This window comes from Mycolicibacterium peregrinum, assembly GCF_001665625.1.
GTDB classification, from domain to species: domain Bacteria; phylum Actinomycetota; class Actinomycetes; order Mycobacteriales; family Mycobacteriaceae; genus Mycobacterium; species Mycobacterium peregrinum_B.
This window is the reverse complement of record NZ_LZSY01000050.1, coordinates 1-20,110: the sequence shown is the minus strand read 5'-3', so window position 1 is coordinate 20,110 and position 20,110 is coordinate 1. Positions and strand designations below refer to the sequence as shown.

Genomic DNA, 20,110 nt, shown 5'->3' with positions numbered 1-20,110 from the left:
ACCCTTCTGCCCTTCGCGAGGTGCCTGTGGACGAACCGGAAACTACTGACCGTCCGAGTCTGGTGCGGCCGTACACGCTGACGGCCGGCCGCACCGACTCGCGCGTGCACCTTCCGCTGGAAGCGCCGATACAAAAAACCGACACGACACGTGAACCGCGCTGGACTGGGCACGATGTGCGCGCACAGATCGTAGAGTTGTGCACCGGCAGTCCATCGGTTGCCGAGATTGCCGCTCATTTATCTCTCCCGCTCGGCGTGGCGCGCGTGCTGATCGGGGACTTGGTGACGCAGGGTTATCTACGGGTGGAAGCCACCCTTGATGATTCGGCTAGCTTCGACGAACGCCGCGAATTGATTGGAAGGACCCTGCGTGGCCTACGAGCACTCTGAACCCCGCTCGGCCTCCGGCGGTGGCGCCCCCCGACGTGGGGCCGCCTCGACGAAGATCGTCATTTCTGGCGGGTTCGGGGCAGGGAAGACGACATTCGTCGGTGCGGTCTCCGAGATCATGCCGCTGCGCACAGAAGCGTTGGTCACCAACGTGTCTGAGGGTGTCGACGCCCTGGACGGCACCCCGGACAAGCGCACCACGACGGTCGCGATGGACTTCGGACGCATCACGCTGGACGAGGATCTGGTGCTCTACCTGTTCGGCACCCCCGGCCAGCGACGGTTCTGGTTCATGTGGGACGACCTGGTGCGCGGTGCGATCGGGGCGATCATCCTGGTCGACGTGCGGCGGCTGCAGGACAGCTTCGCGGCGGTCGACTTCTTCGAGGCCCGCAAGCTGCCGTTCATCGTCGCGGTGAACGAGTTCGACGACGCGCCAAAGCATCCCACCCAGGCAGTCCGTAAGGCTCTGGCACTCCCGGAGCACATCCCGGTGGTCGCCGTGGACGCCCGTGACCGCAACTCGGCCAAGGCTGCGCTGATCGCGGTCACCGAGTACTCGTTGACGACGATGTCGGCGTTGCCCGGCTGAGGCGTGGTAGCTGACGAAACCGCCTGGGCGGACAGGGAATTCACAGGTCACGACTTCCGCGAGGAAGATCTGAGCCGGTTGCGCACCGAGCGGGTGGTGTTCACCGAGTGCGATTTCAGCGGTGTCGACATGTCCGAGTCGCAACATTTCGGCTCGGCGTTCCGCAACTGCACGTTCCGCCGCGCCACGCTGTGGCACAGCGAGTTCACCAACTGCAGCCTGCTGGGTTCGGTGTTCACCGAGTGCCGCCTGCGGCCGATCAAGATCGTGGAATCGGACCTGACGCTGGCCGTGCTGGGCGGCTGCGATCTGCGCAACGTCGACCTGTCGGACTGCCGCTTGCGGGAGGCCAGTCTGGTCGGTGTGGACCTGCGCAAGGCGGTGCTACGGCAGGCGGACCTGACCGGCGCACGCGTGCAGGACGCCAAGCTCGATGAGGCCGATCTGCGTGGTGCCCGCGTCGACCCCACGTTCTGGACGACCGCGAAGCTGCGCGGCGCCAAGATCGACATCTCCCAGGCGCTGGCCTACTCGGCCGCCCACGGCCTCGACGTCCACGGCGGCTGACCTTTCCGCGCTTTTGGCGCGCAACCCCTGGCGCGTCGCGCCCCCGCTTCGTCGCGCCCCGCTTTGTCGTGCCCGCTCTGTCGCGCCCCGGCTTTGGTCGCGCCCGCTCTGTCGCCCCCCGCTTTGTCACGCTGGAGTGGCTCTCGGCGCCGAGCGTCACGCCAGAGTGACGCCCCGGCACGCTCCGACACCGCTTTGTCACGCCAGAGTGGCACGCGTCGTCGAGCGCCACTCCAGCGTGACAATGGGGAGCAAGCGGGTTAGCACCAGCGGGGGAGCCAGCGGGGCAGACAGCGCCGCACCCAGCGGGCGGTGGACCGAAGCGCGTCAGGCCGATTTCAGCCGGATCCGCCAGCGGACGAACCCGGTGTAGACGATGCAGATCAGCACGAGGATGCCGATGTTGATCAGCCACACCGACGGGGTGTGCTTCCAGTGCGAGTCAGCGGGCAGCAGCGGTGGCGGCACCAGACGGGTCAGGTCGATGGTCGATGCCGAGGCTGCGAAGCCCCAGCGCGCCGGGGTGATCCAGGACAACTGATCCAGCACGACCCGGTCGGTCACCGGGATCATGCCGCCGGAGAACACCAGCTGGCTCATCACCGTCACCACCAGCAGCGGCATGATCTGTTCCGCTGAACGGGCGAGTGCCGAAAGCGCGAGCCCGACCATCGCCGAGGCCACACACGTCATCGAGATGTCGATGAACAATTCGAGGTTGCGGCCGCCGAGGAACGCACCTCTGTCGACGGCGCCAGGGCCCCAGCCCTTTCCGAGGATCGTGATCACCGTGACGATGGCGGACTGGATGACCGCGAACACCGCGAAGACTGCGATCTTGGCCATCAGGTACGCCGTCGTCGACAGGCCGACGGCCTGTTCACGCCGGAAGATCGCCTGTTCACCGATCAGTGCCCGGATGGTCAGCGCGGTGCCCATGAAGATTGCGCCGACGTTGAGCATCACCAGGATCTGGCCCGGTTCGTTGGGCGCTTCACCGCCTTGGACGGCCGGCACCGGCAGACCGAACCCGACATCACCGGGCACCGACAACGACAGCACACCCATGATGAACGGCAGCATCAACAGGAACGCGGTGTAGCCGCGGTCGGACACGATCAGCCGGACTTGTCGTCGGGCGATCGTCGACAGCTGGCGGAACAGGCTGGTGTGCGTCGGCTCGCCGAGGCTCTCCGGTTTCTCGGCGGGCGGTTTCGGCGGCGGAGGGCCGTGCTTGGCGAGGTACCGCTGCTTGGCTCCTTCAGGGTCGCCCGCGACGGTGCTGAAGATGTCGGCCCAGTTGGTGGTGCCGAGTTCCTCGCCGATCTGGTCGGGTGGCCCGCAGAATGCGGTCTTCCCACCGGGCGCCAGCAGCAGCACCTGATCGCACACGTCCAGATACGTCAGGGAGTGGGTGATGACGAGCACGACGCGGCCGGCGTCGGCGAGTTGCCGCAGCATCGTCATGACCTGGCGGTCCAGCGCCGGGTCCAGTCCCGACGTCGGTTCGTCGAGGATCAGCAGCGACGGACCGGTCAACAGTTCCAGGGCAACCGAGGCGCGTTTGCGCTGTCCGCCGGACAGCTTTTCGACCCGGGTGTCGAGATGTTTGGTCATCTCGAGTTCTTCGAGCACCTGCATGACGACCTGTTCACGGTCGGCTTTGGTGGTGTCCGGCGGGAGTCGCAGTTCGGCGGCGTACATGAGTGCCTGCCGGACGGTGAGCTGGCCGTGCACGACGTCGTCCTGAGGCACCATGCCGATTCGGGATCGCAGCGAGGCGTACTCGGCGTGGACGTCGTGGCCCTCGAACGTGACCGTGCCGCTGGTCGGATGGGTCAGGCCGGCGACCTGGCGGGCGAACGTCGACTTGCCCGCACCTGACGGGCCGATGACGGCGGTCAGCATGCCGGGTCGTGCGTCGAGCGAGATGTTCTCGAGCAGCGTCTTGTTGCCCTCGATCGTCCAGGTCAGGGCCCGGACCTCGAGCCCCCCGGTACGGGTGTCGGCCTCGGTCTCGCTGCGGCGCACCAGGGTGCCGCCGGAGAACACCAGGTCGACGTTGCCGATGGTGACCACGTCGCCGTCATGCAGGATCGCGGAGTCCACGCGGGCGCCGTTGACGAACGTGCCGTTGATGCTGCGTTCGTCGCGGATCGCGGTGCCGCCGGTCATCGGGATCAACGTGGCGTGATGCCGCGAGGCCAGCACATCGGGGATGACGATGTCGTTGTCGGTTTCGCGGCCGATCTTCACCGCGCCTGCCGGGGCCGGGCTGGGGCGTCCGGGGCGCAGGATCTTGAGCATGCTGGTCGCGATGTTGCCGCCGGACTCACTGCTGCCGCGGACGCTGGCGGCCGGCCCCATCGTCGTCGGCGCCGCGCCCGGGTTCGAGTTGCGAACGGGAGGGGGCTGATAGGCCTGTGGACCGCTGGGGTGGCCGGTCTGCGGGCCACTCGGGTAGCCGGATTGCGGCCCGCTCGGGTAACCGCCCTGTGGGCCGCTGGGATACCCGGTGGGTGGCGTCGGGTAGCGAGGTTGTGGGCCCGACGAGAAGCCGGGGCGCTGGGCGGCGGGCGGCTGGCCGTACTGCTGTCGGCCGGGTGCGGCCTGGGTGGGCCAGGCGCCGCTGGGCCGGTTCGCGATCGGTACTGCCGCTGTCGGCGTGCGGCCGACGGACCCCTCCTGGACCCGGCCGACCTCGAAGGTCAGCTGTGGTCCGTCCGGGTTGCCGATGTTGACGACCTGGCCGTCATGGATGTCGAGCGTGGGCACCCGGCGGCCGTTGGCGTACATGCCGTTGAGGCTGCCGTTGTCGATCGCGACCCATCGGCCTTGGTCGAAGCGCAGCACCAGGTGGGCACGCGAGATCAGCGGGTGGGCGATGCGGACGTCGGCGCGGAGGTCTCGGCCGATGACGACATCGTTGCCCGGGGCAAAGGTACGGGTCGACCCGTCGTAACGAACGGTCAGCGCAGGGCTCATCGCGCTCAACTCTATCCGTTGTTCTCACCGGGGCTGGGCCGTTGCGGGGGTGTGGCGGCGTGTGACGATGGCACGCATGGGTTCTGAAGGGGCGCAGAAGGTGGTCGTCCGGGTGCTGGGCGCGCTGCGGCAGGTGGGCATTGTGCTGGCCGGTGCGGCGGCGGTGTGGTTGGTGTGGGCCTTGGCGCTGAGCGCCTGGGCGCGGCTGGTTGCGCCGCGCAGTGCAGGTGAAAGCGCCTGGTACACGCTCAACCTGCACCGCTGGGGCGACGCGTTGCCGAATCGGATGGCGCTGGTGGTGGCCGTGATCGCGGTGGTGCTGATCGCGGCGATGGCCTACAGCGTCTGGCGCGGACGCACCGACCGTGATCTGGCGGCCACCCCGGCCGGCGCCGCGGGTGTGGCGGCATTACTGGTCATCGCCTACGTCAGCCAGGGCATCCCGGCGTTCTACCGCCGGGTGATGGACAGCGCCCCGGTCACCACGGCGTTGCCTCTCGGTGCGGCGTCGTGGTGGTTGTGCCTGGCCGGTGCGGCGGCGACGTTCCTGGCCGCGCGAGCGTTCCCGCGGTTGGAACGCGGCTCGGTGAAGTTGCTGGCGGTCGGCGCAGCGATCGCCGTCGTGGTTGCCGCGGTGGTGACCGTCGGCGCCTTACGCGCCGGTGACGACGGGCGTTTCGTCGACGCGTCGACGGCGGCAGCTACCGATGTGCCCCCGATTCCCACCGCGTTGGGGAAGCGGACGTTCACCGTGTCGTTGCCTGACGCGTTCGGCGACAAAGACGTGTCGTTATACGACATCGATTCGGCCGGAGCCGGTTTCGTCGTGTATCAGAACGGGCGCATCACGGCCTATGGTTCCGACGGCAAGGAGCGGTGGCACTACGCCCGTACCGGGCCGGCGGAGATCGGCGTCAACGGGATGCGGGTGGTCGACGACGGCGCCACGGTGTTGGCGTTCATCGATGGTGGCCTGGTCGGTCTGGATGCACTCACCGGTGAGCAACTGTGGACCAGTGGCGATGACGCCCTGACCACGGCGGCCCGCGGACGTTTTCGCGCCGCGACCGGGCCGTTCATCGTGGGGTGGAACGACGAGCGCATCTGGTCCCGGTACGACGGCCGGACCGGCCGCGTGTTGTGGAGCGTGCCCGCTCCGCATCCCGGATGCGGAATGGTCGAACCCGTGGTGGCCGCCTCCGGCGTGGTGTCCGCAGTTCAATGTGAGGACGGCAAGGTCTGGTTGAGCGTGCTCGATCCCGAGACCGGCCAAATCGGTTGGGACACATTGCTGACGGAGCGAAAGATCGACCCGAAGGCGCCGCTCGAGCAGCGCTATCTCAGACTGTCGGACCGGCCGGCCAACGGCATCGGAGTCTTCATTTCCATTCTGGGATCCGGAACACCCGCGGATGTCAGGTATGCCGATATCGTTCACCGCACTGTCAGCCCGTTGCCTGCGGATGGGCGTCTGGCTGAATCCTATGGTCCCGGTGATGATTTCGTGGTGTGGTATCTCGACGATCGGGCTACCCGGCTGACCCTGTTCGGTGCTGACGGTCGTCAACGGTGCCAGCTTCCCGATGGCCTCGAGCCGGCTCGCTCGACGGTGCCGAGTCGGCGGGTCGATCAACCTGCCTACGTGGCGTTCCCCGACACCCTGGTCCTCGCCGACCGGGGCGCCGCGGGATCACTGCGCACCTTCGACGCGAAGACGTGCGCTGAGACCGCAACGGTGCCTGCTCAATCGGTGGAGGGCTTCGTCCCGTCCCCGGGTGCGGTGTTGGTGTTGCGGAGCGAGGGGAAGACGCTGCAGATCGACGGGTACACCGGCTAAGCCGGCGTAGTGGCCAGGGCCGGCACGGCTTCTGCCGGGTAGCGGTCCTGGGCGTCCCAGACGTCCCAGGTCTGCACCGCCCAGAACACCGCGAAAAGCACGATGAGGATGAGTTCGACGGTGATCACGCCGAAATGCCATCCCAGGATCAGCAACACGACGCCGGCCACGACGGTGACGAGCATGAGCGCGGCGATGGTCGCGTAGAACCGGGCCAGGTGCTGTCGCACCGCGGCCCGCGCGTAGCACGCGTGGTAGACCGCCACGAGCGTGATGGCCAGGAACATCGCCACCGCGGCGATGACGTGTGCATGCTCGGCGAACCAGTCCCACAGCATCAGCGGGGCGCCGGCGATCGCGATGGCCAACAGCGCTGTCGGGAGCCACTTTTCGACCCGAAGCAGCGCGGTGGCAACGGTCTTCCACAGGGTGGCGGCCTCGGCACAGGACGGTTCGGACGGCACGGGCGGCACTTGCGGGCGCCGCCAGCGGTCCAGCGCCAGATACATCCCGGTGCCGACGGCGACGGCCACGAACAACGCGGCGACATTGTTGGCGACGCCGCCGAAGGGGTCGGCCACGCTGGGAAGCCATGGCTGACACAGGTCGTCGCCGGGGCCGGTCGGTACCAGCGCCACGATGAAGGCCATGAAACCGGAGTAATTGAGCAGTGCGTCCTCACCCACCCGGCTGCCCTTGTAGGCGATCAGGCAGATGCCGATCGCGCACAGGGACGCCAGGAACACCGCGTGGGTGCGGGTGTAGAAGAACGCGCTGATCGACCCCTGCGGGCAGGTGTGTGCCCAGGTCAATGCCAGCGAGGTCAACAGGAACACCACCAGCGCCACCAGGCCGACCCGTACGTAGCGGTAGGTCACCATGGTGTCGCTGACGGCGTCTGTGCTCACTTCACGAGTGTGTCCGGGGCTCCCGTCACCACGCAATGGGTATGGCTGTAGATCGTCGGCATGCACTCGTTGCAGTGCGTGCAAAGCGATTTGACCGAACCCTTTTCGTCCTCTGCCTTGATCCGGTTGAGCAGATCGGGCTCGGCGAGTAGTGCGCGGCCCATCGCGACGAAGTCGAAACCCGCCGCCATCGCCCGGTCCATGGTCTCCCGGTTGGTGATGCCGCCCAGCAGGATGATGGGCATGGTCAGCTCGGCGCGGAACTTCTCGGCGTCGCGCATCAGATACGCCTCGTGGTACGGGTATTCGCGGAAGAACTTGTTACCGCTCATCCGGATGCCCCAGCTGATCGGTGGCTTGAAGTTCGCCGCGAACTCCTTGACCGGAGCGCCGCCGCGGAACAGGTACATCGGGTTGACCAGCGAGCTACCTGCGGTGAGCTCGATGGCGTCCAGTCCGCCGTCCTCCTCGAGCCACTTCGCGGTCTGCAGCGACTCGTCGATCGGGATACCGCCGCGGATGCCGTCGCTCATGTTGAGCTTGGCGATGACGGCGATCTTCCTGTCGCCGTGCTTGTCGACGGCGTCGCGCACCGCGCGCACCACACCGCGGGCCACCTTCGCCCGGTTCTCCAGTGAACCGCCGAACTCGTCGGTGCGTCGGTTGATCAGTGGGGACAGGAACGAGCTGGCCAGATAGTTGTGGCCGAGGTGGACCTCGACCGCGTCGAATCCGGCGTCGATGGCCAGCCGTGCGGCATTGGCATGTGCTTCGGTGACATCGCGGATGTCCTCGATCGAGGCCTTCTTGGCGAACCGCATCGACAGCGGGTTGAAGAACCGCACCGGCGCCAGCGCCTTGGCCTTGTTGGTGCGCGAGTTGGCGACCGGCCCGGCGTGGCCGATCTGGGCACTGATGGCCGCGCCTTCGGCGTGGATGGTCTCGGTGAGTTTGGCGAGTCCGGGCACGGCCTCGGGCCGCATCCAGATCTGCCAGCCGTCGGTGCGGCCGCCGGGGGAGACCGCGCAATACGCGACGGTGGTCATGCCGACGCCGCCGGCCGCGGGCAGGCGGTGATAGTTGATCAAATCATCGGTGACCAGCGCATTGGGTGTGGATGCTTCGAAGGTGGCGGCCTTGATGATGCGGTTGCGCAGCGTCACCGGGCCGAGCTTGGCCTCACTGAATACGTCAGTGAACACATTGGGCTGGGTGTTCATATGCTGAGCCTGCCACGCGGCTGACACAATGGCACCCGTGGGTTCCATTGTGTTGGACGGTAAGGCCACGCGCGACGAGATCTTCGTTGATCTCAAGCAGCGCGTCGCGAAATTGACCGAAGCGGGCCGGACGCCCGGGCTCGGGACCGTGTTGGTCGGTGACGACCCCGGTTCGCAGGCTTACGTGCGCGGCAAGCATGCCGACTGCGCCAAGGTCGGGATCAACTCGATCCGCCGCGACCTGCCCGCCGACATCACCCAGGCGCAGCTCGACGAGACCATCGACGAGCTCAACGCCAACCCGGAGTGCACGGGCTACATCGTGCAGCTTCCGCTGCCGAAGCATCTGGACGAGAACGCCGCGTTGGAGCGCATCGATCCGGCCAAGGACGCCGACGGTCTGCATCCGACCAACCTGGGCCGGCTCGTGCTGGGCAAGGAAGCGGCTCTTCCCTGCACGCCTCGCGGCATCGTGCACCTGCTGCGGCGGTTCGACGTGCCGATCGCCGGAGCGCATGTCGTGGTGATCGGGCGCGGGGTGACGGTCGGCCGGCCGATGGGCCTGTTGCTCACCCGGCGCTCGGAGAACGCGACGGTCACGCTGTGCCACACGGGTACCCGCGATCTGCCCGCTCTGACGCGGCAGGCCGACATCATCATCGCGGCGGTCGGGGTGCCGCACATGGTGACTGCTGACATGGTCAAGCCCGGTGCCGCCGTCGTCGACGTCGGTGTGAGCCGGGTGGACGGCAAGCTCACCGGTGACGTCGCGCCCGACGTCTGGGACGTCGCGGGGCACGTGTCACCCAACCCGGGCGGAGTAGGGCCCCTGACGCGGGCGTTCCTGCTGACCAACGTCGTCGAGGCCGAAGAGTCGAAACTGGCGTGACAGTGAACGAGTTCGTCCGCAAGGTGTTCGCCGGCCAGTGGCCGATCCTCGTGGTCGGGCTGATCTTCATCGCGGCCTTCGCCTTGGTGGTGGCGGGCTATTGGCGCCGCGGCGCGCTGGTCATCGGGATCGGCGTGGGCGCGGCTGCAGCGCTCCGGCTGGCCCTCACCGATGACCGGGCCGGACTTCTGGTGGTGCGTTCGCGGACCATCGACTTCACGACCACCGCGACCGTGAGTGCCATCGTGCTCTACATCGCGTGGACCATCGACCCGCTCGGCACCTCGTAATTCTCTCGACCGAGTGGCCAGTTGTCGCACTGAACTGAGGAAAGTCCGTGTCATAACTGGCCTTTCGGCGCGGCTCAACCCAATTTCAGCGCGGCCGCCACGATCGGCTTGGCCCACTCCGGCGTGTTCGACAGATCGGCCGGACCGACGATCTCGCCGCGGGCCACATGTAGCACCAGGACCGGCAGTGGCGCGTGCTCACCGGCCGGATCGGCGTCCGCGGAGTTGTCGTAGACGCGGAGTTCGGTGACCACCGGGAGTAACTGCACGAGGTTCTGCCTGCTGTGCCGCCACCGGCGCCGGATCGACGATTCCGGGATGTCATGACCGCCGGCGCCCACCCGGTGCCGGACCCGCTCGAAGTGCAGCTCGGGGGAGGCCAGCCCGACGTACCAGATCCGCACCTCGAATCCTGCGGCGATGGCTTCAGTCAACAGTCGGGGGATGGTGCTGCCGGCGAGGGTGGATTCGATGGCCAGGTCGAGCTTTTCGGCGATGGCGCGTTCCAGTAGCCGCTTGCCCTGATGCCAGGCCAGGCTGTTGGCTCGGGTCTGGTCGAGCTCGGGATTGGCGGCCATCAGCTGGCGAGCGGCTTCGTCGGGGTTGAAGTAGTCGCCTCCGAACGAGCGGATGGTGGCACCGCCGATGCTGCTCTTGCCGGCGCCGTTGACCCCGGCAAGGACGTAGATGCAAGGCACCTGAGGGGCTCAGCCTCGTTGTGCCGATTGCGCCGCGGCGCCCAGCTGTTCGGGTGTTGCGTCGAATGCAGCAGCCATGGCTGTCTTGGATTCGGGCGTCTGCATGCGTTCCAGCAGGGTGTCGAATTCCTCGGTCAGCTCGTCGAGGGCCGGGGCGTTGGCGCGGGTGAGCGCTTCGAACTCGGCGTAGGACACGAGCACTGCCTTAGGGGCGTTGTGTTTGGTGATCGTGACGGCGCCGCCGAGGGCAGCCTGTTCGACGATCGCGGCGAACTCGTTCTTGAACCGGGTAGCCGCGACGGACGGTACGTCGACGAGCTCGCCGGCGCGGTTGCGGAAAGTCAGAGTTGTCATATGGCCATTTTAGCCATTTTGGCTATTCCAGCCACCCTGATACTCACAGGAAATGCCCAGTAGGCAATCTTGCCCAGTAGGCAATAATTCGCCTACCGTGGTGGCATGGAACCGGGACTGCGGGAACGCAAGAAGCTCGACACGCGACGGGCGCTGAGTGATGCGGCGCTGACGCTGGCGTTCGAGCGGGGCCTCGAGAATGTCACCCGCGAAGACATCGCCAATCTGGCCGGGGTCTCGCTGCGCACCTTCACCAACTACTTCGCCGGCAAGTTCGACGCGCTGGCCTACCGGCAGCAGGAGCGCTTGCGGCGCAGTATCGACCTGTTGCGCTCGCGCCCGGCCGATGAGCCGTTGTGGACCGCCATCACCGAATCGGTGGTTAATCCGGTGGACGCCGACATGTCCGACGTCTACGGTGTGGAGAACGCGCTGCCGACGCGTCAGCAGTTGGCCGAGGTCCGAAAACTGCTGATGATCCCGGAGATTCGCGATGCGACCTTCCGGGGGATGTCCGACGAGTGGGTGGCGGCAATCGCCGAGCGGACCGGCACCGACCCGGAACGTGACATGTACCCGCGGCTGGTGGCCGCCGTGGTGCGTGCCGTCGGCGATGTCGCGATGGACGAGTACGGGATCGCCGATCCGCCAGTGTCTTTCACATCACTACTGCGCAAAGGGTTCGCGGCGGTGGCCGCGGGCCTGCCGGAACCAGGAGGGAACTCATGAACGAGAACAAGGTGGACGTCGTCGTCTCCGGTGCCGGACCCAACGGTCTGCTGGTGGCCGGTGAGTTGGCGCTGGCCGGTGTGCGGCCGGTGGTGTTGGAGCAGCTGCCTGAGCCCAGCGAGGAGCTGAAGGCGAACGGCATTGTCGGGCAGGCCAACCGCGTGCTCGACCTGCGGGGCCTGTACCGGACGCTCAGCGGAACGGACGATGCTCCGGAGCCGATGGGGGGCTACATCTTCGCGGGCATGCAGGTGCCGTTCGCCGATGTCATCGACAATCCGATGTACGGCATGCTGATTCAGCAGCCCAAGGTCGTGCGCCAACTCGTGGAGTGGGTACAGGGGCTGGGGGTCGAGATCCGGTGGGGGCATGAGCTCGTCGATCTCCGGCACGAATCCGACGGCGTCACCTTGGAGGTTGCCGCACCCGCGGGGAACTACCGGCTTTCGACCACCTATCTCGTCGGCGCCGACGGGGGCCGCAGTCCGGTCAGGAAGAAGGCCGGCATCGAATTCCCCGGGCTGACCACCGAGATGGTCGCGAGAGTGGCCCACATCAGCCTGCCGGATGAGTTGCGCGCGGGCTACGGCCAACTGAACATCCCTGGAGTTGGACGAATCCCGTTCGGACACAATCGCTTCGACAATGGTGTGCTGATCTACGCCGAGTTCCAGGAGGGGCGGTCGATGCTGGGGACCATCGAGTACGGCTCCGTGCTGCCCGAGGATGCACCGGAGCTGACGATCGACGAGTTGCGCGCGAGCGCGAGGCGAGTGGTCGGTGCCGATCTGCCGATCGAACCCCCAGACGGGCCGGGACCGCATGCTCTGCGACGGATCAACGGCCAGAACACCCGTCAGGCGGAGCGGTACCGCGCCGGCAACGTCTTCCTGGTGGGAGACGCCGCCCACGTGCATTCGGCGATGGGCGGCCCTGGTCTGAACCTGGGACTGCAGGATGCGATGAACCTCGGCTGGAAACTGGCCGCCACAGTGCAGGGCCGGGCACCTGACGGCCTGCTGGACAGCTATCACAGCGAGCGCTGGCCGGCCGGGCAGCGGGTGATGATGCACTCGATGTCCCAGGCCGCCCTGATGGCCTCGGGGCCCGAAGTCACCGCGCTGCGACAGCTTTTCGGCGAACTCCTGGCGACGCCGGACGGCGCGGCGCACATCGCCGGGGTCCTGGCCGGCTCGGACGTCCGGTACGACGTCGATGACGAGCACCGGCTGTCCGGATACTTCGTGCCTGATTTCGTCCTGGATGACGGGCGCCGTATCGCCGAGCTGCTGCAGTCGGGGAGGCCGTTGTTGCTCGACCTGTCCGGCGGCGATTGCGCCGACGTGATCGAGGGCTGGCGCGACCGGCTGGACGTGACGGTGGCGACCGCACAAGACCGGCCCGCTGCGTTTCTGCTGATCCGACCTGACGGCTATGTCGCCTGGGCGGCAGACGAACTCGCCGAAACCGACCAGGACCGGCTACGTGGTGCGCTGCAGCGTTGGTTCGGGCCGGAAGCGGAACTGGATGCGCTCAGCGCCTGAGGGCGCGGCGCAAGACGGCGGGGTGGCGGGCGATCTTCGGTCCGAGCAGGAGTGCGAAGACCGTGGTCGCGAGCCACGGCCGCAGGTGCGGGCGCAGTCGCCGAATCTGGCCGTTGTCGTCGAGTTCGAGCACCAGCGCGTCGGTGATGGTGACGCCTGCGACCCTGCCTTCGCTGACCGCCACGCGAATCGGTCCCTCGCCGATCGGTTCCTGCCATGACAGCTGCCCCAGGCCTCCGTACACCGCGGTGAGCAGCGAGCGGAGATCGTCGTGTCCGCGGAACACCATCCGGCCGGACAACGGCGAGATGAGTTCCGCGTCCGGGGCCAGCGTGGCCATCGCTCGGTCGATGTCGTTGGTGCGGGTGGCCTCGCAGAACGCGTTGACCGAGTCTGTCGTCGTTTTCATCGCCCCATCCCTCAGTCACTTGCGAATTGCAACCCACCCTAATCTCTGTTCATTGCAATTCGCAATGGACTACGGTTCGGGTGTGCCCAAACAGTCCTTCGGCGATATCGCGTGCTCGATTGCGCGCGCGGTCGACGTGGTCGGGCAACGCTGGACCCCGTTGATCCTGCGTGACCTGTTCGCGGGGTTGACGCGGTTCGAGGACATCCGCCGCGACCTCGGTATCGCGTCGAACATCCTGGCCGCGCGTCTCGACGAACTCGAAGGCCACGGAGTCGTGGAACGACGGCAGTATCAGAGCGCGCCACCGCGGTACGAGTACCTGCTCACCGACAAAGGTCGCGATCTCTACCCGGTGATCGCAACGCTGGTGGCGTGGGGGGACAAGTGGCTGGCCGGGTCGGATGGACCGCCGGCCGTACTTGTTCACGACGAATGTGGTTGTGTCACAACAGCGAAGACGGTATGCGCCCAGTGTGGCGGAGAACTCAGCGCAGACACCACGACCGCCACGGCCGGTCCAGGTGCGCGGCCCGGCCCGGGCACCGCCGTCATCGGCGAGTTCATCGGGGGCCGCGACGCCTAGGTGGGTCGACCTCAGTCGAGTGTGGCTCCGATACACACGGTGACGTAGGGCAGCGCCAGGCCCGACGAATGGGCGAGCGCCGGGTGGGTGGACAGCAGTTCGCGGACCTGCTCCAGTGTCTGGGTGCGCACCCGCTCCGGTGAGGTGATGCAGTAGCTGCGCGAGGCCACCAGATCGATGAGTGCCTGGGGCGTCAGATAGCTCGTCCACTCCACCTGGTGACGTTCGATCGCGCCGAACGGTTCACCCAGTGCCACCTCGCTGTTGGGATCATGTTCGGGTCCGATGATGCGGCCCAGATCCTTGACCCAGCCCGACCGCTCGTCGCGGGTGTTCCACACCAGGCCCAGTCGACCGCCCGGGCGCAGCACCCGGCTGACCTCCTTGACCGCCCGCTCCGGGTCGAACCAGTGCCACGCCTGGGCCACCAGCACCGCGTCGACGCTGTTGTCGGCCAGTGGAATCTCCTCGGCGGTACCGAGCAGTGCCGGGGTGTCCGGCAATGAGTTCGTCAGCAGCTCAAGCATTTCCGGAATGGGGTCGACGGCGATGACGTCCAGCCCGCGCTCGACGAGCCGGGTGGTCAGCTTGCCGGTACCTGCGCCCAGATCCAGCACGTCGTGGGCACCCTCGGGCAGCAGCCAGTCGATCGCCTCCGGCGGATACGACGGCCGGCCGCGTTCGTAGGCGGCGGCCTCTGAGCCGAAGGACAGGGAACGCGCCTTGGGTGAACTCACCGCTGTGCCAGCTCCAGTGTGCGGCGGATCAATTTACCCACCACCTCCGTCTCGACCAGGAAGCCGTCGTGGCCGAACGCTGAGTCGACCACGTCGAGGCCGTTGCAGCCCGGCAGCAACTCGGCCAGTTCCTGTTGCAGCCGGATGGGGTAGAGCCGGTCGGAGGTGATCCCGCCGACGATGACGGGCACCGGACAGCTACGCAGTGCGCTGGCGACTCCGCCGCGTCCGCGGCCCACATCGTGGGTGGACAGCGCATCCGAGAGAGTCACATAGGTGCCAGGGTCGAATCGGCGGGCCAGTTTGCCGCCCTGGTACTCGAGGTAGCTCTGCACCCCGTAACGTCCGCCGTCGGTCGGGTCCTCGTCGCCCTGGGCGTCGTTTCCGAAGCGGTCGTCGAGTTCCTCTTCACCGCGATAGGTCAGGTGCGCGAAGCGCCGGGCGATCTCCATTCCGGCCGACGGTGACCGGCCGGTGTCGTAGTAATCACCGCCCTGCCAGTCCGGATCGGCCTTGATCGCGGCCACCTGGGTGCTCTGGGTGCCGATCTGGTCGGCGGTCGCGCGGGCCCCGACGGCCAGTACCAACCCGGCCCGAACCTCGTCGGGGTGCCCGACGAGCCATTCCAGCGCTCGGGCGCCGCCCATCGACCCGCCGACCACCGCGGCCACCTCGGTGATACCGAGGGCGGCCAGTGCAGCCCGGTCGGCCTCGACCTGGTCGCGGATTGTGATCTGGGGAAACCGTGAGCCCCATGGCTTTCCGTCGGGGGCAAGGGAACCCGGGCCGGTCGAGCCCTGGCAGCCGCCGAGCACGTTGGTCGAGATCGCGCACCACTGGTCGGTATCGATCGGGGCGCCCGGCCCGGCCACCCCGTCCCACCAACCCGCGGTCGGATGGCCGTCGCCGGCCGGTCCGGTGACATGGGAGTCGCCGGTCAGCGCGTGCAGCACCATCACCACGTTGTCGCGTGCGGGGGACAGCTTGCCCCAGCGCTGCACGGCGATCGACACGTCGGGCAGGACAGTGCCGTTCTCCAGCGTCAGGGCACCGATGTGCACCACGCTGATCTCGCCTTCGGCGGGCAACGGGACGGTGGACACGGCGGGTTCTTCGGTGATCGTCATGCCGGTCTTCTCTCGCCGTCCTACACCGTCGCCGCAGTCTGCGCGACGCCGCTGAACGGACGGGCGGCGGCGAATCCCTGCTCCAGGTCGGCCAGGATGTCGTCGATGCCCTCGATACCGACGGCCAGCCGCACCAGGCCGGGGGTCACGCCGGTGGACAGCTGCTCCTCGGGGGAGAGCTGTGCGTGCGTGGTCGAGGCGGGGTGGATCACCAACGAGCGCACGTCACCGATGTTGGCGACGTGGCTGTGCAACGTGAGGGCGTTGACGAACGCCTTGCCCGCTTCCACACCGCCCGCCAACTCGAATGCCAGCACGGCGCCGGTGCCCTTGGGTGCCAGCTTCTGCCCCAGCTCATACCAGGGAGAGGTGGGGAGTCCGGCGTAATTCACCGAGGTGACGCCGGAGTGCCCGGCCAGGTACTCGGCGACCTTCTGCGCATTGGCCACGTGGCGTTCAACACGCAGCGACAGCGTTTCCAATCCCTGCGCGATCAAAAAGGCGTTGAACGGCGACAGGGCGCTGCCCAGATCGCGCAGCAGCTGCACGCGGGCCTTGAGCGCGTAGGCGGGTGCGCCGAGCTCGGCGAAGATCACGCCGTGGTAGCTGGGGTCCGGCTCGGTGAACCCCGGGAAGCGTCCGTTGGTCCAGTCGAAGTTGCCACTGTCGACGATCACACCGGCAATCGCCGAACCGTGCCCGCCCAGGTACTTGGTGGCCGAGTGCACCACGATGTCGGCGCCGAGGGCGATGGGCTGGATCAGGTAGGGCGTGGCGATGGTGTTGTCGACGATCAGCGGGACACCGTTCTCGTGTGCCACGGCGGACACGTTCGGGATGTCGAGGATGTCGATCTGGGGGTTGGAGATCGTCTCGGCGAAGAAGGCCTTGGTGTTCGGCCGCACGGCCGCCCGCCAGCTGTCCAGGTTGTCGGGATCCTCGACGAAGCTGACCTCGATGCCGAGCTTGGGCAGCGTGTAGTGGAAGAGGTTGTACGTGCCGCCGTACAGGCGTGGGCTGGACACGATGTGGTCACCGGCGCCGGCCAGGTTGAGGATGGCGAAAGTCTCGGCGGCCTGCCCGGAGGACAGCAGCAGCGCGGCGACGCCGCCTTCGAGTGCGGCGATGCGCTGCTCGACCACGTCGGTCGTGGGATTCATGATCCGGGTGTAGATGTTGCCCGGCTCGGCCAGCCCGAACAGGGCGGCCGCGTGGTCGGTGTCGCGGAACGTATAGGACGTCGTCTGGTAGATCGGCAGGGCGCGGGCGTTGGTGGCGCTGTCCGGCGTCTGACCGGCATGGACCTGCTTGGTCTCGAACGACCAGTTTTCGGCGGTTGTCATGGCTTGGTGTCTCCTCCGGGTGAGGGGATGAGGAAGGTAGGGGTGTGGGTCGGCTACCGGACGTCTCGCTCGTCGACTACGACGACACGCGAACATCGACAGTTCATGGACACATACACATGGCTGGCCTCCATCAGGTTTCCCTGTCTGTCTGGGGGCCCGTACCTTCGGACCCGCGCTTGCCTTACAGCCGCGAACGACTGCTCAACCTGGTCATCACCCGGGGCACCCCACCGCGGTTGGAGGGTTGCCGGCCAGCAAGCCGGGGCTTGATGCTGACACTCATGACCGGCCTGCAGCTTATCGCAACGCGCTGAGGCGGTGCCAGTCGGTTCTTCAGCGTGTTTGCCGGTTCTGCGCGGACGGGACTGAAACACGTTCGGTTCGGCGGGTGCGTGGAGGTGTCGGGCGCCTGAACGTAAGCCAAAGTTACTGGTCAGTAATGAAAGCTGCTCCTTCGCGGCGATCCGCTCCCTTGTAGTCTGGCCCGCGATAACAGAGCAGCGAATAACCGCGGGTGAGAACGAGTGATCCTCGTCCAACCCAGACTGACGCCGGGAGAGCAACCATGACTGCCCAGCAGCCGACCATCATCTACACGCTGACCGACGAGGCGCCGCTGCTTGCGACGTACTCCTTCTTGCCGATCATCCGCGCCTTTGCAGAGCCGGCGGGTATCGATATCCAGACCAGTGACATCTCGGTTGCGGCCCGCATCCTGGCCGAATTCGGTGACTACCTGACCGACGACCAGAAGGTCCCGGACAACCTGGGCGAACTGGGGCGTCTCACTCAGCTGCCCGAAACCAACATCATCAAGCTGCCCAACATCAGCGCGTCGGTCCCGCAGCTCGTGGCCGCGGTCAAGGAGTTGCAGGAAAAGGGCTACGCGGTGCCCGACTTCCCGGGCGACCCGAAGACCGACGAGGAGAAGGCGATCCGCGATCGCTACTCGAAGATTCTCGGCAGCGCAGTGAACCCCGTTCTGCGTGAAGGCAACTCGGACCGCCGCGCTCCCAAGGCGGTCAAGGAATACGCGCGCAAACACCCGCACAGCATGGGCGAGTGGTCGCAGGCGTCGCGTACCCACGTGGCCACCATGAAGACCGGCGACTTCTACCACGGTGAGAAGTCGATGACCCTGGACAAGGCGCGCAACGTACGCATGGAGCTGGAGACGTCCGGCGGCGAGACCATCGTGCTCAAGCCCGAGGTGAAGCTCGACGAGGGCGACGTCATCGACTCGATGTACATGAGCAAGAAGGCGCTGATCGAGTTCTACGAGGAGCAGATCGAGGACGCCTACAAGACGGGCGTGATGTTCTCGCTGCACGTCAAGGCGACCATGATGAAGGTCAGCCACCCGATCGTGTTCGGCCACGCCGTCAAGGTCTTCTACAAGGACGCCTTCGCCAAGCACGAGAAGCTGTTCGACGAGCTCGGGGTGAACGTCAACAACGGTCTGTCGGATCTCTACAGCAAGATCGAGGCGCTACCGGCCTCGCAGCGGGAAGAGATCATCGAGGACCTGCACCGCTGCCACGAGCACCGGCCCGAACTGGCCATGGTGGATTCGGCCAAGGGCATCTCGAACTTCCACTCGCCGTCGGACGTCATCGTCGACGCGTCGATGCCGGCCATGATCCGCCTCGGCGGCAAGATGTACGGCGCCGACGGCCGCACCAAGGACACCAAGGCGGTCAACCCGGAGTCGACCTTCTCCCGGATGTACCAGGAAGTGATCAACTTCTGTAAGACCCACGGTCAGTTCGACCCGACCACGATGGGCACGGTGCCCAACGTCGGTCTGATGGCGCAGAAGGCCGAGGAGTACGGCAGCCATGACAAGACCTTCGAGATCCCGCAGGCCGGTGTCGCCAAGATCGTCGACATCGATTCCGGTGAGGTGCTGCTGAGCCAGGAGGTCGAGGAGGGCGACATCTGGCGGATGCCGATCGTCAAGGATGCCCCGATCCGCGACTGGGTCAAGCTGGCCGTCAACCGGGCTCGGTTGTCCGGTATGCCTGCCGTGTTCTGGCTCGATGACGAGCGCCCGCACGAGAACGAGCTGCGCAAGAAGGTCAAGGCCTACCTCAAGGAAGAGGACACCGAGGGCCTGGAGATCACGATCCTGCCGCAGGTCTGGGCCATGCGTTACACCCTGGAGCGGCTGATCCGCGGCAAGGACACCATCTCGGTGACCGGCAACATCCTGCGTGACTACCTGACCGACCTGTTCCCGATCCTGGAGTTGGGTACCAGCGCCAAGATGCTCTCGATCGTGCCGCTGATGGCCGGTGGCGGGCTGTACGAGACCGGTGCGGGCGGCTCGGCCCCCAAGCACGTCCATCAGCTGGTGGAAGAGAACCACCTGCGTTGGGACTCGCTCGGCGAATTCCTGGCGCTGGGCGCCAGCCTGGAGGACCTCGGCAACAAGACCGACAACGCCAAGGCCAAGGTGCTGGCCGCCGCGCTGGACACCGCGACCGGAGAGTTGTTGAACGAGAACAAGTCTCCCTCGCGCAAGACCGGAGAGCTGGACAACCGCGGCAGCCAGTTCTACCTGGCGCTGTACTGGGCGCAGGCGCTGGCCGAGCAGACCGAGGACAAGGAACTGGCCGCGCACTTCGCGCCGCTGGCCAAGTCTCTCGGCGAACACGAGCAGGCCATCGTCGCCGAACTCAACGCGGCGCAGGGCAAGCCGGCCGACATCGGCGGCTACTACTACCCGGATGCCGAGAAGACCGCCGCGGTGATGCGTCCGAGCAAGACGCTCAACGACGCTCTGGCGGCTTCCGAGAAGGTCTAGGTGGCAAGTCGGGGCGGCGACGGGATATCCCGGCGCCCCCCCGACTGCTGTCTGGCGGTCTTCTCGGCCTCCGGGGAGTAGTAGCCGCCGCTGG

19 protein-coding genes and 1 riboswitch are annotated in these 20,110 nt (G+C 66.8%); of the genes, 10 read left to right on the top strand and 9 right to left on the bottom strand.

All coding sequences use genetic code 11. The features are described from left to right. Positions 1 to 26 precede the first annotated feature (26 nt). From A5779_RS32820 to A5779_RS06710, 3 genes are read left to right on the top strand one after another with little or no spacing between them, the layout of a single operon-like run. The gene (locus tag A5779_RS32820; protein WP_082448780.1) at positions 27 to 392 is read left to right on the top strand and encodes a DUF742 domain-containing protein; all 366 of its coding nucleotides are present in this window, start codon (positions 27 to 29) and stop codon (positions 390 to 392) included. Continuing rightward, positions 373 to 984 (top strand): GTP-binding protein, encoded by a 612-nt coding sequence (locus tag A5779_RS06715; protein WP_003882325.1) that lies wholly within the window; start codon positions 373 to 375, stop codon positions 982 to 984. The genes A5779_RS32820 and A5779_RS06715 overlap by 20 nt, the downstream gene beginning before the upstream one ends. A 3-nt stretch (positions 985 to 987) precedes the next feature. Further along, positions 988 to 1,551, top strand: coding sequence for a pentapeptide repeat-containing protein (locus A5779_RS06710; protein ID WP_064880182.1), 564 nt, complete (start codon positions 988 to 990; stop codon positions 1,549 to 1,551). A gap of 327 nt (positions 1,552 to 1,878) precedes the next feature. On the opposite strand, the gene A5779_RS06705 is transcribed toward A5779_RS06710, so the two are convergent. Continuing rightward, on the bottom strand, positions 1,879 to 4,536 hold the full coding sequence (locus A5779_RS06705) for an FHA domain-containing protein (protein WP_165609750.1): 2,658 nt from the start codon (positions 4,534 to 4,536) through the stop codon (positions 1,879 to 1,881). Between the two features lie 76 nt (positions 4,537 to 4,612). Between A5779_RS06705 and A5779_RS06700 the strand changes: the two genes are divergently transcribed. After that, a complete protein-coding gene (locus A5779_RS06700; RefSeq protein ID WP_064880196.1) occupies positions 4,613 to 6,373 on the top strand; it encodes a BamB-related PQQ repeat family beta-propellar protein in 1,761 nt (586 codons plus the stop codon). Here the strand turns inward: A5779_RS06700 and A5779_RS06695 are convergent. Together A5779_RS06695 and A5779_RS06690 are read right to left on the bottom strand one after the other, a co-directional pair. Next, positions 6,370 to 7,254, bottom strand: a complete 885-nt coding sequence (locus tag A5779_RS06695) for a hypothetical protein (RefSeq protein ID WP_064880195.1) — start codon at positions 7,252 to 7,254, stop codon at positions 6,370 to 6,372. The genes A5779_RS06700 and A5779_RS06695 overlap by 4 nt on opposite strands. Positions 7,255 to 7,277: 23 nt before the next feature. Next, complete coding sequence (locus A5779_RS06690; protein ID WP_064880178.1) at positions 7,278 to 8,501, bottom strand: NADH:flavin oxidoreductase; 1,224 nt, start codon at positions 8,499 to 8,501, stop codon at positions 7,278 to 7,280. A 37-nt stretch (positions 8,502 to 8,538) separates the two neighbouring features. On the opposite strand from A5779_RS06690, the gene A5779_RS06685 reads away from it, so the two are divergent. Continuing rightward, on the top strand, positions 8,539 to 9,390 hold the full coding sequence (locus A5779_RS06685; protein ID WP_064880194.1) for a bifunctional methylenetetrahydrofolate dehydrogenase/methenyltetrahydrofolate cyclohydrolase: 852 nt from the start codon (positions 8,539 to 8,541) through the stop codon (positions 9,388 to 9,390). Next, positions 9,387 to 9,680, top strand: a complete 294-nt coding sequence (locus A5779_RS06680) for a DUF3017 domain-containing protein (RefSeq protein ID WP_055109665.1) — start codon at positions 9,387 to 9,389, stop codon at positions 9,678 to 9,680. Before A5779_RS06685 ends, A5779_RS06680 begins: the two co-directional genes overlap by 4 nt. 74 nt (positions 9,681 to 9,754) lie before the next feature. On the opposite strand, the gene A5779_RS06675 is transcribed toward A5779_RS06680, so the two are convergent. Then, entirely contained in the window at positions 9,755 to 10,378 is a 624-nt protein-coding gene (locus tag A5779_RS06675; protein WP_064880176.1) for an ATPase, read from the bottom strand. A gap of 9 nt (positions 10,379 to 10,387) precedes the next feature. Further along, positions 10,388 to 10,732, bottom strand: coding sequence for a type II toxin-antitoxin system Phd/YefM family antitoxin (locus tag A5779_RS06670; RefSeq protein WP_064880174.1), 345 nt, complete (start codon positions 10,730 to 10,732; stop codon positions 10,388 to 10,390). Between the two features lie 105 nt (positions 10,733 to 10,837). Between A5779_RS06670 and A5779_RS06665 the strand changes: the two genes are divergently transcribed. Further along, entirely contained in the window at positions 10,838 to 11,461 is a 624-nt protein-coding gene (locus A5779_RS06665) for a TetR/AcrR family transcriptional regulator (RefSeq protein WP_064880172.1), read from the top strand. Continuing rightward, positions 11,458 to 13,005, top strand: coding sequence for an FAD-dependent monooxygenase (locus A5779_RS06660; RefSeq protein WP_064880170.1), 1,548 nt, complete (start codon positions 11,458 to 11,460; stop codon positions 13,003 to 13,005). The genes A5779_RS06665 and A5779_RS06660 overlap by 4 nt, the downstream gene beginning before the upstream one ends. Here A5779_RS06660 and A5779_RS06655 read toward each other — a convergent pair. Next, on the bottom strand, positions 12,995 to 13,414 hold the full coding sequence (locus A5779_RS06655) for a nuclear transport factor 2 family protein (RefSeq protein ID WP_082941559.1): 420 nt from the start codon (positions 13,412 to 13,414) through the stop codon (positions 12,995 to 12,997). The genes A5779_RS06660 and A5779_RS06655 overlap by 11 nt on opposite strands. Before the next feature lie 82 nt (positions 13,415 to 13,496). On the opposite strand from A5779_RS06655, the gene A5779_RS06650 reads away from it, so the two are divergent. Continuing rightward, positions 13,497 to 14,000, top strand: a complete 504-nt coding sequence (locus A5779_RS06650) for a winged helix-turn-helix transcriptional regulator (RefSeq protein ID WP_064880191.1) — start codon at positions 13,497 to 13,499, stop codon at positions 13,998 to 14,000. An 11-nt stretch (positions 14,001 to 14,011) separates the two neighbouring features. Here A5779_RS06650 and A5779_RS06645 read toward each other — a convergent pair whose 3' ends face one another. The 3 genes from A5779_RS06645 to A5779_RS06635 are packed head-to-tail and all read right to left on the bottom strand — an operon-like array spanning position 14,012 to position 17,207. Further along, positions 14,012 to 14,737: a class I SAM-dependent methyltransferase gene (locus tag A5779_RS06645; RefSeq protein ID WP_064880169.1), complete on the bottom strand. Its 726-nt coding sequence runs from the start codon at positions 14,735 to 14,737 to the stop codon at positions 14,012 to 14,014. Continuing rightward, positions 14,734 to 15,864, bottom strand: a complete 1,131-nt coding sequence (gene metX / locus A5779_RS06640) for a homoserine O-acetyltransferase MetX (protein WP_064880167.1) — start codon at positions 15,862 to 15,864, stop codon at positions 14,734 to 14,736. The genes A5779_RS06645 and metX overlap by 4 nt, the downstream gene beginning before the upstream one ends. 20 nt (positions 15,865 to 15,884) lie before the next feature. Then, complete coding sequence (locus tag A5779_RS06635) at positions 15,885 to 17,207, bottom strand: bifunctional o-acetylhomoserine/o-acetylserine sulfhydrylase (protein ID WP_064880165.1); 1,323 nt, start codon at positions 17,205 to 17,207, stop codon at positions 15,885 to 15,887. A gap of 170 nt (positions 17,208 to 17,377) precedes the next feature. Then, positions 17,378 to 17,497: riboswitch (SAM riboswitch) on the bottom strand. A 278-nt stretch (positions 17,498 to 17,775) separates the two neighbouring features. On the opposite strand from A5779_RS06635, the gene A5779_RS06630 reads away from it, so the two are divergent. Then, positions 17,776 to 20,016 carry an NADP-dependent isocitrate dehydrogenase gene (locus A5779_RS06630; protein WP_064880162.1) on the top strand — a complete coding sequence of 747 codons (2,241 nt, stop codon included), beginning with the start codon at positions 17,776 to 17,778 and terminating at the stop codon, positions 20,014 to 20,016. The last annotated feature ends 94 nt before the right edge of the window (positions 20,017 to 20,110 follow it).